The 15262-nt window shown below is 70.6% G+C and carries 13 protein-coding genes; 10 read left to right on the top strand and 3 right to left on the bottom strand.

The window, feature by feature from the left end:
* The 3 genes from N911_RS0108695 to ilvD all read right to left on the bottom strand — a co-directional run bounded on the left by N911_RS0108695 (position 1) and on the right by ilvD (position 3898).
* Positions 1-1416: an FAD-binding protein gene (locus N911_RS0108695; RefSeq protein WP_035104593.1), complete on the bottom strand. Its 1416-nt coding sequence runs from the start codon at positions 1414-1416 to the stop codon at positions 1-3.
* 75 nt (positions 1417-1491) lie between these two features.
* Positions 1492-2235 (bottom strand): class I SAM-dependent methyltransferase, encoded by a 744-nt coding sequence (locus N911_RS0108690; protein WP_029896269.1) that lies wholly within the window; start codon positions 2233-2235, stop codon positions 1492-1494.
* A gap of 4 nt (positions 2236-2239) precedes the next feature.
* A complete protein-coding gene (gene ilvD, locus N911_RS0108685; RefSeq protein WP_029896267.1) occupies positions 2240-3898 on the bottom strand; it encodes a dihydroxy-acid dehydratase in 1659 nt (552 codons plus the stop codon).
* A 104-nt stretch (positions 3899-4002) separates the two neighbouring features.
* On the opposite strand from ilvD, the gene N911_RS0108680 reads away from it, so the two are divergent.
* From N911_RS0108680 to N911_RS0108635, 10 genes are all read left to right on the top strand, one after another.
* Entirely contained in the window at positions 4003-5355 is a 1353-nt protein-coding gene (locus N911_RS0108680) for a trypsin-like peptidase domain-containing protein (RefSeq protein WP_029896265.1), read from the top strand.
* On the top strand, positions 5355-6083 hold the full coding sequence (locus tag N911_RS0108675; RefSeq protein WP_237559921.1) for a metallophosphoesterase family protein: 729 nt from the start codon (positions 5355-5357) through the stop codon (positions 6081-6083). The genes N911_RS0108680 and N911_RS0108675 overlap by 1 nt, the downstream gene beginning before the upstream one ends.
* Entirely contained in the window at positions 6080-7435 is a 1356-nt protein-coding gene (locus N911_RS0108670; protein ID WP_029896261.1) for a protein kinase domain-containing protein, read from the top strand. Before N911_RS0108675 ends, N911_RS0108670 begins: the two co-directional genes overlap by 4 nt.
* Positions 7432-8043: a YkgJ family cysteine cluster protein gene (locus tag N911_RS0108665; RefSeq protein ID WP_029896259.1), complete on the top strand. Its 612-nt coding sequence runs from the start codon at positions 7432-7434 to the stop codon at positions 8041-8043. Before N911_RS0108670 ends, N911_RS0108665 begins: the two co-directional genes overlap by 4 nt.
* Before the next feature lie 92 nt (positions 8044-8135).
* Positions 8136-9869 carry an FAD-dependent oxidoreductase gene (locus N911_RS0108660; RefSeq protein ID WP_029896257.1) on the top strand — a complete coding sequence of 578 codons (1734 nt, stop codon included), beginning with the start codon at positions 8136-8138 and terminating at the stop codon, positions 9867-9869.
* A 129-nt stretch (positions 9870-9998) separates the two neighbouring features.
* Positions 9999-10505, top strand: coding sequence for a xanthine phosphoribosyltransferase (gene gpt / locus N911_RS0108655; protein WP_029896256.1), 507 nt, complete (start codon positions 9999-10001; stop codon positions 10503-10505).
* 31 nt (positions 10506-10536) lie between these two features.
* Entirely contained in the window at positions 10537-11607 is a 1071-nt protein-coding gene (locus N911_RS0108650) for a BMP family ABC transporter substrate-binding protein (RefSeq protein ID WP_029896254.1), read from the top strand.
* Positions 11608-11614: 7 nt separating this feature from the next.
* Positions 11615-12700, top strand: a complete 1086-nt coding sequence (locus tag N911_RS0108645) for an ABC transporter permease (RefSeq protein WP_029896252.1) — start codon at positions 11615-11617, stop codon at positions 12698-12700.
* Positions 12697-13617, top strand: a complete 921-nt coding sequence (locus tag N911_RS0108640; protein ID WP_029896251.1) for an ABC transporter permease — start codon at positions 12697-12699, stop codon at positions 13615-13617. Before N911_RS0108645 ends, N911_RS0108640 begins: the two co-directional genes overlap by 4 nt.
* Positions 13614-15236 carry an ABC transporter ATP-binding protein gene (locus N911_RS0108635; RefSeq protein WP_081859123.1) on the top strand — a complete coding sequence of 541 codons (1623 nt, stop codon included), beginning with the start codon at positions 13614-13616 and terminating at the stop codon, positions 15234-15236. Before N911_RS0108640 ends, N911_RS0108635 begins: the two co-directional genes overlap by 4 nt.
* Positions 15237-15262: the final 26 nt, after the last annotated feature.

Genomic DNA, 15262 nt, shown 5'->3' with positions numbered 1-15262 from the left:
TTAGCAGTTGGCGGCGAAATGGTTCAATAACGTGACACCCGTCCGCAGGGCAAGGCGGTCCCGCCAGTCCCCGGCATGCTTGCGCTCCTCCCTGGTCTGACCCAGAAGTCGCCGCACTTCGGGGCAGGGCCGCAGGGCGTTGCGCTGCAGCGACCAGGCCAGCCGCTCCCGGTGCGGGTTCCTGCCGCGAGGCGGCGGAAGGGGATTCGCTAACCCGGTAAACAATGTATCGGTTCCCCGGCCGATCTTCTTAAGGGATTTGGCGGCGTGCAGCCCGGCGCGGCGGCCAAAGACCTGTGTTGCCAGGACCATGGCCCCGCCCACGCGGTTGGCCCCGTGCATGCCCGAGGCGCACTCGCCGCAGGCGTACAGGCCGGGCAGGGAAGTGCGGCCCCAGGCGTCCACCCGCGCCCCGCCGTTGCCCGCATGGGCCATGGGGGCAACGCGCAGCCTGCCCCGGCTGGGGGAGAGCACGGTGGCCGCGCCGTCCCAGTCCAGGTAGTCGGCCAGGAAATGGTCCAGGGCGGCGTCCTCCAGGCCGAAGCCGTAGGGGCAGTGGCCGCGCCGCGCGCCGGCCAACTTGGCGATCTCCGGCGGCGGGACCACGAGGTTGCCGGAAGCGTCCAGCACCCCGGCCCCGGGGCGGGCCAGCTCGGCGATGTTCCAGAAGGTGCGGTCCGGCAGGCTGGCCCACATGTATTGCAGGTAGCCCGCGTTGATCAGCTCCACCCCGGCCTCGTCCAGCAGGCCGTAGGAAAAGCCGGGGTTGCGCGGCCCGGCCTGGGTGTAGGCGAAGAGGGGGGCGGGGCCGCCCAGGGCCATGATGGTGGCCTCGGCGCGCAGTTCCACCCGTCCGCCGTCCGCTTCGCTCTCCAGCAGGGCGCCCCGGCAGCGGCCGTCCCCGGCCAGCAGGCGGCGCACGGTCAGGCCCGGCAGAAATCGCCCGCCCAGGGCCTCCACCCGTTCGGCGAAACGGCGGTAGGTCGCGCCCAGGTCGGTAAATATGGCCGCCCTGCGGCTGCGGGGGCTGAAACAGGCGGAAAAGGCGCTGCGGCGGCCGTCCCCGTCGCGCAGGAACTCCGCGCCCAGGTCCTCCAGGTCGCGGAAGCGGTCCAGGCTTTCGGCGGCCAGAACCTCCACCAGGACGGGGTCGATCTCACCGGGACCGGCTGCCGCCAGCACGTCCTCCACCAGGGCGGCGCGCTCGGCGTCGTCGCCGCAGACCTGGATGCCCAGGCGGTCGTGGAGGTTGGCGAAGGAGGAGCCGGACGGCCCCCTGGCCGCGCTGGCCACCACCACTCCGGCTCCGGGGTTCTCCTCCAGGGCGGCCCACGCGGCGCGCAGGCCGGCCAGGCCGGAACCGAGGACCAGGATGTCGGCGTCCAGGGCGCGTGCGGGGGATGGCGGGTTCTGCATCTGCTTGCTCCAGTGGCCGCGTCGGAAAACCGGCGGCCGTGGTGGAACGGGATGCAGGGAGCGTGCCAGGAGTTCTCAGCCGGTGGTCGGCTTGGCCTCCGAGGCGAAGGAGGGCAAGGTGGTGCCGGTGCGCTGGGGGTCCATGTCCAGGCGCAGGCAGCACCAAGCCCCCATCCACGGGGGGTAGAAAGGCGTGTTAACCAGGTTCCAGATTCTGCCGCGCCCCCAGGTGGAGTAGGGCCCCGGCAGCACGGAGCGGGCGGTGCAGCGGCCGGAGGCCCCGGCGCGCCGCAGCCACCGCTTGACCCGCATCCAGTCCTGCCAGTTGGCCCGGCGCAGGGTGGAGCGGGAACAGCCCGGCCAGGGGATGCCCCGGCTGAGATAGTACAGGGAGAAGCGGTTGAGCACGGCCACCATGACCCCCCGCGAGGCCACCCGTACGGCCTCGGCCAGCACGGTCCGGGGGTCGTCGGAGAACTCCAGCATGGTCAGGAGCACGGCGTAGTCGAACTCGTCGTCCTCGTAGGGCAGCTCCTCGGCCCGGCCCAGGTGCAGGTCCGCCCGGTTGCCCAGCCGTTCGCGGGCGGCGGCCAGCATCACCGCGGAGGCGTCCAGGCCGGTGACGTCGAAGCCCGACTCCCAGAGGAAGTGCAGGAAGACGCCGGGGCCGCAGCCTATCTCCAGCAGCCTGCGGCCGCGCCGCCGCCAGGCCGAGAGCATGTGCCCCAGCAGGGCCCGCTCCCGCCCGTAGGCGAAGAGGCCTTGGGGGGTCTCGTACCAGTCCTGGTAGCGGCTGACGATGGCCTCTTCCGTGCCCATAACCTCAGTCCGAGAGCACAGCGCCCTGCGCCGCCGAGGACACCTGGGCGGCGTAGCGCTTGAGCTGCCTGGATCCGGTCTTTGGCTCGCGCGGCGTCCACTCCGCCTTGCGGCGGGCCAGCTCGTCCTCGTCCACCAAAAGCTCCAGCCGCCGCTCGGGGATGTTCACCTGGATGGTGTCGCCGTCCTTGATGAGGCCGATGGGCCCCCCGGCCGCGGCCTCGGGCGAGACGTGGCCGATGGCCGCCCCGCGGGTGCCGCCGGAGAAACGGCCGTCGGTGATGAGGGAGACCTGCGAGCCCAGGCCCATGCCCGCGATGTTGGCCGTGGGCGAGAGCATCTCGCGCATGCCTGGGCCGCCCTTGGGGCCTTCGTAGCGGATGACCACCACCTGTCCGGGCTGGATCTCCCCGGCCAGGATGGCCTGGTTGGCCTCCTCCTCGCCGTCGAAGACCCGCGCCTCGCCCTGGCTGACCAGCATTTCCTCGCCCACGGCCGACTGCTTGACCACGCACCCATCCGGGGCGAGGTTGCCGCGCAGCACGGCGATGCCGCCCTGCGGGGCGTACGGCTCGGCCACGGTGCGGATGACCTCAGGGTCGAGGATGGCGGGCTGCAGGGCGTCCAGGTTCTCGGCCACGGTGCGGCCGGTGGCCGTGAGGCATTCGCCCTCGATGCGGCCGTCGCGGCGCAACTCGTCCATGACCGCGGGGATGCCCCCGGCCCGGTGCAGGTCCTCAAGGTGGTGCGGCCCGGCCGGGGAGAGGCGGCAGAGGTTGGGCGTGGCCCGGGAGATTTCGTCGAAGATGTCCAGGGACAGGTCCAGCCCGGCCTCGCGGAAAATGGCGGGCAGGTGCAGCACCGTGTTGGTGGAGCAGCCCAGGGCCATGTCCATGGTCACGGCGTTGGCCACCGCCTTGGGGGTGACTATGTCGCGCGGGGCGATGCCTTTGGCCAAAAGGTCCATGACCCGCTCGCCCGCGGTGTGGGCCAGGCGCACCCGCTCGGCCGTGGGCGCGGGGATGGTGCCGTTGCCCGGCAGGGCCAGGCCGATGGTCTCGGAAAGGCAGTTCATGGAGTTGGCCGTGAACATGCCGGAGCAGGAGCCGCAGCCGGGGCAGGCGGTCTGCTCCAGTTCGGCCAGTTCCTCCTGGCTCATCTCGCCGCGCCGCACCTTGCCCACGGCCTCGAACACGCTGACCAGGTCGGTGCCCCCTTTGCCCGCCAGCATGGGGCCGCCGGAGACGAGGATGGCCGGGATGTTCAGCCGCAGCATGGCCATGAGCATGCCGGGCACGCTTTTGTCGCAGTTGGGGATGAGGACCAGGGCGTCGAAGGGATGGGCCGTGGCCATGATCTCCACGGAGTCGGCGATGTTCTCCCGCGAGGGCAGGGAGAAACGCATGCCCTCGTGGTTCATGGCCAGCCCGTCGCACACGGCGATGGCCGGAAATTCCAGGGGAGTGCCGCCCGCGGCGCGGACTCCGGCCTTGGCCGCCTCGGCCAGCCGGTCCAGGTCGCGGTGGCCGGGCACCACCTCGTTGGCGGCGTTGGCTATGCCCACCAATGGGCGCTCCATCTCCGAGCGGGTCAGCCCCAGGGCGTGGAGCAGGGACCGGTGGGGGGCCCGTCCGGGGCCGCCCGTCATGTTTTTGCTTCGCATGTGTCTCTCCTGTTTGGTGCAACCGCCTTTGTAGCGTCAGGCGACCGTCCCGCGCAAGGCGCGCTTCCCTTCCCAATCGCGGCGAGTTGGTACATCATGGGGGAATGCTTTCAAGACGCATTTTCCTCACCGTGTTCCTCGTGCTGCTGCTGGCCCCGGGGCAAGCGGCCCGGGCCCAGGACGATCCCCGCATGACCCCCACCGTGCGCGCCGTGCGCCAGGTGGCCCCGTCCGTGGTCAACATCACCTCGGCGCGGATGGAGAAGCGGGCCCCCAACCCCTTCGCCGACATGTTCCAGGGATTCCCGCCCATGTTCCGCGACTTCCTCAACCAGGGGCGCGAGCGCAGCGTGGAGGTCACCTCCCTGGGCTCCGGGGTGGTCATCGACGGCGGCAAGCGGCTGGTTGTCACCAACTCCCACGTCATCGCCGGGGCCTCGGAGGTGCGGGTCAACCTGCTGGACGGCCGGGAATTCCAGGCCGAGCTGGTGGGCGCGGACCCGGACTTCGATCTGGCCGTGCTGCGCCTGTCCGGCGAAGGCGACCTGCCCCAGGCGGAGATGGGCGACTCCTCGGACCTCTACATCGGCGAGGAGGTCATCGCCATCGGCAACCCCTTCGGCTACTCCCACACCGTGACCACCGGCGTGCTCTCGGCCACCGGCCGCAGCGTGCGCACCAAGCGCGGCGCCTTCACCGACTTTCTGCAGACCGACGCGGCCATCAACCCCGGCAACTCCGGCGGCCCCCTGGTGAACATCAAGGGGCAGGTCATCGGCCTGAACACGGCCATCGCCGCCCAGGCCGAGGGCATCGGCTTCGCCATCCCCGTCAACAAGGCCAAGCGGGCGGTGGAGGAGCTCATCGAGACCGGCCGGGTGGCCCTGGTCTGGCTGGGGCTGGCCGGGCAGGACGTGGACGAGCGCATCGCCGGGTATTTCGACCTGCGCCGCCCCGCCGGGCTGTTGGTCAGCGATCTGCTGCCCGGCACCCCGGCCGAGGGCTCCGGCCTGCAGCCGGGCGATGTGGTGGTGGAGGTCAACGGCGTGCGGGTGGAGGACAAGGTTCATTACGTGCAGCTGTTGCGCAACTTCACACGGGGCCAAAGCGTCAAGCTGCTGGTGGACGGCCAGGGCGGCAGGCGCACCGTGGAGCTGACCGCCGCGCCCTTCACCTGGGAGCAGGCGGTGAAGATCCTGCGCGGCCGCTGGGGGCTGAAACTGGCGGACGAAGCCGAGTCGCGCGGCTTCCGCATCAACGGCGTGGTGCAGGGCGGCCCGGCCGCCCGCATCGGCTTGCGCACCGGGGACCACATCTTCAACATCGGCGGGCTTGTCCTCAAGGACCCCCGCCATGTGGTCCGGGCGGTGAACCGCTACCGGCTGCACAACACCGTGCTCCTCAAGGTGGAGCGGGACGGCCGGGGCTACCACGTGAAGCTGCCCGTGGGGGGCTGATGCTGGCGGTGCTGTCCGACATCCACGGCAACTTCCAGGCCCTGGAGGCGGTCTGGGAGGACCTTCAGGCCCGGGGAGCGGACGAGGTGCTGACCCTGGGCGACAACGTGGGCTACGGCCCCCAGCCGGACGAGGTGGTGGCCTTTCTGCGCGAGCGGGGGGTCTCCTCCTGTCTGGGCAACCACGAGCAGGGACTGGCCGACCCGGCGGAGGCGTCAGTCCGTTTCAACCCCCACGCCCTGGAGGCGCTGGAGGTAACCCGGAGCCTGCTCTCCCCGGATTCCCTGGCCTGGTCCGTGGACCTGCCCCGGGCCATCGTCCGCCACGGCGTGCGCTTCGTGCACGGAGCGCCGCCGGATTCGGTCAACGCCTACCTCTTTCAGGAACTGCACAAGGGCAAGCTGGCCGGGCGCATGCGGCGCATGGAGGAGAACCTCTGCTTCGCCGGGCACACCCACGAGCTGCGCCGCTACTCGCTGGAGGGGGACGAGGTGGTCAAGACGCGACTGGAGCCGGGCTGGTTGCGCATCGACCCCGGGGTGAAGACCATTCTCAACGTGGGCGCGGTGGGCCAGCCGCGCGACGGCGACCCCCGGGCCAAGTACGTGCTCTGGGACCGGGGGGAGCGTGCCGAGGTGCGCCGAGTGCCCTACGACGTGGAACTGACGGCGCGGCTCATTCCCGAGGCGGGGTTGCCCGAGCGGTACGCCAGGAGGCTGTGGGGATGAACATCGGCAAGTACCGGGTTGCCGGGCTGCTGGGCGCGGGCGGCATGGGCCGGGTGTACAAGGCCGTGCTGCCCGTGGCCGGGCGCGTGGTGGCCCTGAAGCGGCTGATGCCGGACGAGACCCTGGAGATGCTGTGGGGGGAGGACGCTGTGGAGCGCCTCTTCCTGGACGAGGCGCGGGTGCTGGGGCGGCTGCGCCACCCCCGCATCGCCTCGGTGCTGGACTGCGACCGCGACGAGGCGGGGCGGCCCTTCTACACCATGGAGTATTTCTGCGCCAACCTCGGCTCCATGCTGGCCGAGTCCTATCAGGCGGAGGAGCCCAGCCGGGTGCTGCCTCCGCCCTGGGCTGCCCGGCTGGGGCGGGAGGTGTTGGACGGCGTGGGCAGACTGCACCAGGACGGCGTACTGCACCGCGACCTCAAGCCCTTCAACGTCATGCTGGACGACGAGGGCCGGGCCAGACTCATCGACTTCGGCCTGCACCGGGTGCGGGGCGAGCGGTGGGAGTCGCCGCGCGGGGTAGCCATCGGCACGCCGTTCTACACCGCCCCGGAGCAGGAGGCGGACCCGGACGCGGCCGGGCCGGAGGCGGACCTCTACTCCGTGGGGGTCATGCTCTGGCGCATGCTCACCGGCGCGCTGCCGGACGAGAACCCGGCCGCGCGCACCCCGCCCTCGGCCGCCAACCCCGGTTTGTTCGAGGCCTTCGACGCGGTGCTGACGCGGGCCGTGGCCCCCGACCCCGGCCGGCGGTACGCGGATGCCGGGGCCATGGCGGGGGAGCTGTACGAGGCCCTGACCGCCTGGGAGCAAGCCCGGGCCGGGCACTGCGAATTGCCCCCGGAGCCGGGCGGCGCGGAGGGCCCAGCCAGGCCCGCCCCCCGCTCGCGACCCTCCAAGATTTCCAAGGACGAGGCGCGGGTCGTGCTGGGGCTGGACGCCCTGCGCCACCCCTGGCCCCCGCCCGCGCCGGACCCGCTGGACAACGGCGACGGTACCGTCACCGACCGGGCCACCGGCCTGACCTGGGAGCGAGGCGTCAGTCCACACACTTTACAATGGGACGAGGCGGCCGACTGGGCCGGCGAGCTGAACCGGCAGGGCCTGGGCGGGCACGGCGACTGGCGGGTGCCCACGGCCTCGGAGCTGGCCGGGCTGCTGCTCCCGGCCGCCGGGGTGGAAACCCTCTGCCTGGACCCGGTATTCGCGCCCGCCCGGGGCGGGCTGTGGAGCGCGGACCGGGCCACCTTCACCAAGGCCTGGTTCGCCGACCCCGCCCTGGGTTGCATCGACCGGGCGGACATGGACTGTTTGCGTTCCGTGCGCTGCGTGCGGGGAGGCGAACCATGAGCGAATGCCAACGCTGCGGCGAGTGCTGCAAGCAGGGCGGACCTGCCCTGCACCGCGAGGATTTGGATCTGGTGGAGAGCGGCCCGGTGGGGCTGGCCCATCTGCTGACGCTGCGGGCCGGGGAACCAGCCTTCGACCAGGTGGCCGGGGCGGTGGCCCCGCTGGCCGGGGAGATCGTCAAGCTGGCCCCGGCCCCGGGCGGGGCCTGGACCTGCCGCTTCTACGTCGGGGAGGCGGGCTGCTCCATCTACCGCAACCGGCCCCTGGAGTGCCGCCTGCTGGACTGCCGCGACCCTTCCGCCCTGGCGGCCGCCTACGACCGGGACAGGCTGGTCCGCGCCGACCTGCTGGAGCCGGACAGCGCCTTGGCCGAGCTGGTCCGGGCCCACCAGGAAACCTGCCCGGTGGAGCGAGCCCTGGAGCTTGGCCGGCGGGCCAGGACGGGCGAGTCCGCCGCCCGGCGCGAGCTGGAGGCCATGTGCGGCGCGGACCAGGCCTTCCGCCAGGGGCTCACTGCCAGGGCCCCTGAGGCCGAGGCCTGGCTGGGCTTCCTCTTCGGCCGCGAGCTGGAGCGTGTGGTGCGGCGGGCCATGAATGCCTCGTTCTGAACCCGGCCTTGCGCTCGCCCCGAAGAGGTGGCTACAACTCCCAGCCGAGGGAACCGGGGGAGGAGAACCCCCCAATTTCGCGAGGAGCTGAAATGGCTAAACGCATCGTCATCATCGGCGGCGTGGCCCTGGGCCCCAAGGCCGCCTGCCGCGCCCGCCGGCTCGACCCGGAGGCCGAGATCGTCCTGGTGGATAAGGCCGACATCATCTCATACGGTGGTTGCGGCATTCCGTATTACGTAAGCGGCGACGTATCCGACTCCAAGGAGTTGCGATCGACCGTGTACCATGTGGAGCGCGATCCTGCGTTCTTCAAGAAGTTCAAGGGATTCGAAGCCCGCATCAACACCGAGTGCCTGGCCATCGACCGCAAGGCCAAGACGGTCCGCCTGCGCGACAACGCCAGCGGCCGGGAAGAGGACCTGTCCTACGACACCCTGGTCCTGGCCACCGGGGCCACCCCCTTCGTCCCGCCCGTGCCGGGCACGGACCTGCCCGGCGTGCGCACCATCGCCGACCTGCACGACGCCGACGCCGTGCTCTCCCAGGTGCGGTCCGGCAAGGTGAACCGGGCCGTGGTCGTGGGCGCCGGGGCCATCGGCCTGGAGATGGCCGAGTCCCTGGCCGATCTGTGGGGCGTGGAGACCACCGTGGTGGAGATGGCCCCGCAGGTGCTGCCCCAGGCCCTGGGCCGCGACATGGCCATGCTCTGCCAGCGGGAGCTGGAGCGCAACGAGGTCACGGTGCTCACCTCCGAGACGGTCACCGAGGTGCTGGGCGACGAGAACGGCGTCACCGGCATCAAGACCAAGGGCGCGGGGGACCTGCCGTGCGACCTGGTGATCTTCGCCTCCGGGGTCCGGCCCAACGCCGCCCTGGCGCGGGAGGCGGGGCTGGCCACCGGGCCCTTCGGCGGCATTCTGGTGGACCGCCGCATGCGCACCTCCGACCCCGGCATCTACGCGGGCGGCGACTGCGTGGAAGTGCCCAACCAAATCTCCGGGCACACCATGCACCTGCCCCTGGGCTCCCTGGCCAACCGCCAGGGCCGGGTCGTGGGCACCAACATCGTCGGCGGCCGGGCGGAGTTCCCCGGCGCGGTGGGCACCTTCATCATCAAGCTCTTCGAGCGGGCCGCGGGCAAGGCCGGGCTGACCATCGACCAGGCTCGGCAGGCGGACTTCGACCCGGTCCACGCCCTGGTGACCATGGCCGACCGGGCCCACTTCTATCCCACCCAGACCTGGATGTACCTCAAGCTCGTGGCGGACCGGGCCACGGGCCGGGTGCTGGGCGTGGAGTGCTTCGGCGAGAACGGCGACGCGGTCAAGGCGCGGGTTGACGCGGTGGCCGCCCTGTTGCCGCACAAGCCGGGCGTGGAGGACATCTCCAATCTGGAAGTCGGCTACGCCCCGCCCTACGCCTCGGCCATGGACATCGTGAACGCCTGCGCCAACGCCCTGGAGAACGTGCTGGCCGGGCGCAACACGCCCATGGACGCCGAGGAGTTCCTGGAGAAGTTCCACAAGGGCGAGATCCAGGCCCTGGACGTGCGGCCGGAAGGCCCCCCCAGCCGCGCCTGCAGCGAGGCCTTCGGCTCCTGCTGGACGGCCATCCCCCAGGAGGACCTGGCCGGGCGGCTGGACGAGGTGCCCGAAGGGGAGGACAAGCCCCTGGCCATCATCTGCAACTCCGGCCTGCGCTCCTACGAGTCGCAGTGCTACCTGACCTCCGAGGGCAGGAATGCCCCCCATGTGCAGGGCGGCTGGCTCATGCTCAGCTGTTTCGAGCCCGGCTTTCTGGAGTCCGGGAAGAAAAGCGGATAGCGTCCCGGGCGGCGCGCTCCCCGGGCCCGCGCCGCCCGGGGGGTCCGCCCGGTCTTGACAAGGCGGGCGGATGGTGGAAAAGGGCTTTTTTCCCGAACGCACCCCCGCAGGCAACGACGCGAGGAGTTCATGCCCCTCTCCGACCGATACAAGCGCATGTACCCGGTCAGCTGGGAACAGCTGCACCGGGACTCCAAGGCCCTGGCATGGCGGCTCTCCGAGCTGCCGGACATCAAGGGGCTAATCGCCATAACCCGCGGCGGGATGTTCCCGGCCGCGGTCATCGCCCGCGAGCTGGACATCCGCCTCATCGACACCCTCTGCGTGGTCAGCTACGACTGGCAGCAGCAGCGGGACAAGGCCGGGCTGCTCAAGGGGCTGGCCCAGGAGACCGACGGCCGGGGCTGGATTCTGGTGGACGACCTGGTGGACACGGGCAAGACCGCCCGCTTCGTGCGGGAGCTGCTGCCCGAGGCCCACTTCGCCACCGTCTACGCCAAGCCCGAGGGCAGGCCCGTGGTGGACACCTTCATCACCGAGGTCAGCCAGGACACCTGGATCCTCCAGCCCTGGGACGCCGAGACCCAGTTCGTGCAGCCCATCGCCAAGCTGCGTTCGGTTCCGCAGCAGGGCTGAACCACTTCCCACACAGGAGCGCGCCATGACCATGCACCGCACCGCAGTCCATCTCCTTCTCGCCCTGGCCCTGGTACTGGGCCTGGCCGGAATCTCCCAGGCGGCCGACGACGAACTCAAGGTCGGCTTCATCTACGTCTCCCCCGTGGGCGACGCGGGCTGGTCCTACGCCCACGACAAGGGCCGCCAGGCCATCGAGAAGATGGACGGCGTGACCACCTCCTTCGTGGAGGCCGTGCCCGAGGGACCGGATTCCGAGCGCGTGCTGACCAACATGGCGCGGCAGGACTTCGGCCTCGTCTTCGCCACCTCCTACGGCTACATGGACCCGGTCATCAACGTGGCCAAGGAGTTCCCCGAGACCACCTTCATGCACTGTTCCGGCTACAAGCGCGCCGAGAACGTGGGCACCTACTTCGGCCGCATCTACCAGGCCCGCTACCTGACCGGCCTGGTGGCCGGCTCCATGACCGAGTCGGACAAGATCGGCTACGTGGCCGCCTTCCCCATCCCCGAGGTCATCCGGGGCATCAACGCCTTCACCCTGGGCGTGCGCGAGGTCAACCCCGACGCCGAGGTGCGGGTGGTCTGGTCCAAGACCTGGTACGACCCCGCCACCGAGAAGGAAGCCGCCAAGAGCCTGCTGGACGTGGGCTGCGACGTCATCGCCCAGCACCAGGACTCCCCCGGACCGCAGGAGGCCGCCCAGCAGCGCGGCGTCTACTCCGTGGGCTACAACACCGACATGTCCCAGTTCGCCCCCAAGTCCCACCTGACCTCCGCGGTCTGGAACTGGGAGGCCCTGTACGAGGACATCACCCGCCAGGTGAAGAACGGCGAGTGGGAGTCCAAGGACTACTGGTGGGGCCTGGAGCACGGCCTGGTGGACATCTCCCCCTTCGGCCCCATGGTGCCCCAGGACGTGCGGGACATGGTCACCCAGGCCAAGGCCGAGATCATCGATGGTCAGGAGACCGTCTTCGCCGGTCCCATCAAGGACCAGGACGGCGCCCTGAAGGTGCCCGAGGGCAAGGCCATGAGCGACGAGAAGCTGCTGGGCATGACCTGGTTCGTGGAGGGAGTCGTCGGCTCCACCGAGTAGGATTCCCATGCGAGTACGTTTGACCCGGAGGCAGGAGTCCTGGAAATGGGGCTCCTGTCTCGTTTTTTTGGGAGCCGTGGCCTTCTCCCTGGGACTCTCCGCCCTGCTGCTGGCGGCCCAGGGCAAGCCGCCCCTGGAGGCCCTGCGGGGCTTCTTCCAGGGGGCCTTCGGCTCCGGCTACGCCCTCACCGACACCCTGCGCAAGGCGGTGCCGCTCTACCTCTGTTCCCTGGGTGTGGCGGTCACCTTCCGCATGCGGGTCTGGAACATCGGGGCCGAGGGCCAGTACGCCCTGGGCGCGGTGGGGGCCACCTGGGCGGTGCTGACCTTCTCCGCCCTGCCCATGGTCCTGCTGCTGCCGCTGATGTTCATCTGCGGCGGCATCGCGGGCGGGCTGTGGGCCCTGGTGCCCGGCCTGCTCAAGGCCCGGCTGCAGCTCAACGAGATCATCTCCACCCTGATGCTCAACTACATCGGCATCCTGCTTTTGGAGTACCTGGTCTACGGCCCCTGGAAGGACCCGGCCAGCTTCGGCTTCCCCATGACCGAGCAGTTCCCGGCCGCGGCGGTCATCCCGCGCATCCCCGGCACCAAGCTCCACTGGGGGCTGGCGGTCTGCCTGCTGGCCGGGGCGGCGGTCTGGATATGGCTGACCCGCACCCGTCTGGGCTATGAGCTGCGCGCCTCCGGCTCCGGGCCGCGCGCTTCGCGCTACGCCCGCATGCCGTACGGCTTCCTGGTATGCTTGGTCATGGCCATCTGCGGCGCGCTTGCCGGGTGGGCCGGGCTGGTGGAGACCTCGGCCTCGGCCGGGCGGCTGCAGCCCTCCATCATGGCCGGGTACGGCTACACCGCCATCGTGGTGGCCTGGCTGGCCCGCCTCAACCCCCTGACCATCGCCGTGGCCGCCTTTCTGCTGGCCGGGCTGCGGGTTGGCGTGGAGAACATCCAGCTCATGCACCAGGTGCCCGCGGCCTTCGGCGACATCATGGAAGGGCTCATCCTGCTGAGCGTGCTGGCCGGACAGTTCTTCACCACCTATAAGGTGCGCCTGCGGCGTGAAACGCCCGTGCCCGGAGAGGAGGGCGCATGACCTGGGAACTGCTGATCCCCCTGCTGGCCGCGGCGGTGCAGTCCGGCACCCCGGTGCTGTACGCCACCCTGGGCGAGATGATCACCGAGCGCGGCGGCGTGCTGAACCTGGGCGTGGAAGGCATGATGCTGGTGGGCGCCCTGACCGCTTTCCTGGTGGCCAAGGCCACGGGGCAGCCCTGGCTGGCCTTCGTGGCCGGGGGGCTGGGCGCGGCCGCGCTGGCCGCGGGGCACGCCCTGGTCTGCGTGGTCTTTCAGGGCAACCAGGTGGTCTCCGGCCTGGCCTTGACCATTCTTGGCGCGGGACTGGCCAACTACCTGGGCACGCCCTACATCGGCCAGTCCACCCCGGGCTTCATGCCCTTCGACGTGCCCCTGCTGGCGGACATCCCGGCGCTGGGGCCCATCCTCTTCCAGCACGACGCCCTGGTCTACCTGTCCTTTTTCCTGCCGCTTCTGGTCTGGCTGCTCTTCCACCGCACCCGGCTGGGCATGCACATCGACGCCGCGGGCGAGAACCCGGAGGCGGCCAAGGCCGCCGGGCTGAACGTATTCGGACTGCGCTGGCTGGCGGTGCTTTCCGGGGGCTTTCTGGCCGGGCTGGGCGGAGCCTACCTCTCCCTGGCCTACACCCACCTGTGGACCAACGGCTTGGCCGCGGGCCGGGGCTGGATCGCCGTGGCTCTGGTCATCTTCGCCTTCTGGCGGCCGGGGAGGGCGGTGCTGGGGGCCTATCTCTTCGGCGGGGTCATGGCCTTCCAGCTGCGGTTGCAGGCCTCCGGGGCCAACCTGCCCTCGTCGCTTCTGCTCATGCTGCCCTACGCCCTGACCCTGCTGGCCCTGCTGTTCGCCACCCTGCGCGGGGTGCGCTCCGGCGCGCCCGGCGCGCTTGGAACCAACGTGGAGCCCGAGACATGAGCCCCGTGGGACGCTTGGCCAAGACCGCCCTGGACAAGGCGCGCGCCCGCATGGCCCGCTTCTCCCGCTTCGGCGAGCAGGAGTACCGGCGGCTGCCCGAGGAGCGCCTGGAGCCGGGCCATCCGCCGCCGGCCGCGCCCACGGTGAGCCTGCGCTCCATTTCCAAGTCCTTCGGCAAGGTCAAGGCCAACAAGGACATCTCCCTGGACATCCGCCCCGGCCGCGTGCTGGCCCTCCTCGGCGAGAACGGCGCGGGCAAGTCTACCCTCATGTCCATCCTGGCCGGGCGTTTCCCCCCGGACTCGGGCGTCATCGAGGTGGACGGCGAGCCCACCCGCTTCCAGTCAAGCCGCGAGGCCATCGAGGCGGGAGTGGGCATGGTCTACCAGCACTTCATGCTGGTGGAGACCATGACCGTGGCCCAGAACGTGCTGCTCGGGCAGGAGGGCTCCTTCTGGGTCTCCCCGGCGGAGATGGAGCGGCGGGTGGCCGCCCTGGCCAAGCGGTACGACCTGCAGGTGGACCCCTCGGCCCTGGTCTCGGATTTGTCCATGGGCGAGAAGCAGCGGGTGGAGATCCTCAAGCTGCTCTACCGCAACTCCCGGGTGCTCATTTTCGACGAGCCCACCACGGTGCTGACCCCGCTGGAGACCGAGGGGCTGTTCAAGGCCCTGCGGGCCATGGCCGCCCAGGGCAAGGCCATCGTCTTTATTTCGCACAAGCTGCAGGAAGTGCTGGACATCGCCGACGAGATCGCGGTCCTGCGCCACGGCGGGATCGTGGACGACATGCTGCGCGAGGACGTGCGCTCCCGCTCGGAGTTGGCCTCCCGCATGGTGGGCAAGGAGGTGGTGCTCGACGTGGACCGCGCCCCCCAGACCCTGGGCGGGGTGGTCATGGAGTTGCGCGACCTCTCCGGCGACGGCCTGCAGAACCTCAACCTGGTGCTGCGCCGGGGGGAGATCGTGGCCGTGGTCGGCGTGGCGGGCAACGGCCAGAAGCCATTGGTGGAGGTCTTGGCCGGGCTGCGCCAGCCCCGGGCCGGGGAGGTGCGCATCCTGGGCCGCGACTGGCGCGACTTCCACGAGAACCCTTCCTGGAAGGACTCCCTGTCCTACATCCCGGAGGACAGGCTGGGCATGGCCACCTGTCCCGAGCTGGACATGGTGGACAACATGCTGCTGACCACCCGCCAGGGCTTCACCAAGGGGCCCTTCCTGGAGAACAAGCGCGCCCTGCGCACCGCCTCGGAGCTGGTGCGGGACTACAACGTGCAGCCCACCCGGGTGCGCACCGAGGCGGCCAAGCTCTCCGGCGGCAACCTGCAGAAGCTGGTGCTGGCGAGGGAGTTCTATCGCTCTCCCAAGGTCATCATCGCGGAGCAGCCCACCCAAGGGCTGGACATCTCCGCCACCGAGGAGGTCTGGAAGCGGCTTTTGCAGGCGCGCAAGCACGCCGGCATCCTGCTGGTCACCGGCGACCTGGGCGAGGCCCTGCGGCTGGCCGACCGGGTGGCGGTCATGTACCGGGGCCGCTTCATGGACGTCATTCCCACGGCCGATGAAGAACGGCTTGAAGGCGTGGGCCTGCTCATGGCGGGCATCAAACGGGACGCCTGATCATCCCCCGGGATTCCCCGGGGGCA

Source organism: Desulfohalovibrio reitneri, from assembly GCF_000711295.1.
GTDB lineage: Bacteria > Desulfobacterota > Desulfovibrionia > Desulfovibrionales > Desulfovibrionaceae > Desulfohalovibrio > Desulfohalovibrio reitneri.
The sequence above is the reverse complement of the archived record's forward strand: the minus strand, read 5'-3'. Positions and strand labels throughout refer to the sequence as shown.

Bases quoted from the DNA above. Each gene is read 5' to 3' on its own strand.
- N911_RS0108650 (WP_029896254.1), top strand. From the start codon at position 10,537: ATGCACCGCACCGCAGTCCATCTCCTTCTCGCCCTGGCCCTGGTACTG.
- ilvD (WP_029896267.1), bottom strand. From the start codon at position 3,898: ATGCGAAGCAAAAACATGACGGGCGGCCCCGGACGGGCCCCCCACCGG.
- N911_RS0108635 (WP_081859123.1), top strand. From the start codon at position 13,614: ATGAGCCCCGTGGGACGCTTGGCCAAGACCGCCCTGGACAAGGCGCGC.
- N911_RS0108645 (WP_029896252.1), top strand. From the start codon at position 11,615: ATGCGAGTACGTTTGACCCGGAGGCAGGAGTCCTGGAAATGGGGCTCC.
- gpt (WP_029896256.1), top strand. From the start codon at position 9,999: ATGCCCCTCTCCGACCGATACAAGCGCATGTACCCGGTCAGCTGGGAA.
- N911_RS0108675 (WP_237559921.1), top strand. From the start codon at position 5,355: ATGCTGGCGGTGCTGTCCGACATCCACGGCAACTTCCAGGCCCTGGAG.
- N911_RS0108695 (WP_035104593.1), bottom strand. From the start codon at position 1,416: ATGCAGAACCCGCCATCCCCCGCACGCGCCCTGGACGCCGACATCCTG.
- N911_RS0108640 (WP_029896251.1), top strand. From the start codon at position 12,697: ATGACCTGGGAACTGCTGATCCCCCTGCTGGCCGCGGCGGTGCAGTCC.
- N911_RS0108690 (WP_029896269.1), bottom strand. From the start codon at position 2,235: ATGGGCACGGAAGAGGCCATCGTCAGCCGCTACCAGGACTGGTACGAG.
- N911_RS0108660 (WP_029896257.1), top strand. From the start codon at position 8,136: ATGGCTAAACGCATCGTCATCATCGGCGGCGTGGCCCTGGGCCCCAAG.
- N911_RS0108665 (WP_029896259.1), top strand. From the start codon at position 7,432: ATGAGCGAATGCCAACGCTGCGGCGAGTGCTGCAAGCAGGGCGGACCT.
- N911_RS0108680 (WP_029896265.1), top strand. From the start codon at position 4,003: ATGCTTTCAAGACGCATTTTCCTCACCGTGTTCCTCGTGCTGCTGCTG.
- N911_RS0108670 (WP_029896261.1), top strand. From the start codon at position 6,080: ATGAACATCGGCAAGTACCGGGTTGCCGGGCTGCTGGGCGCGGGCGGC.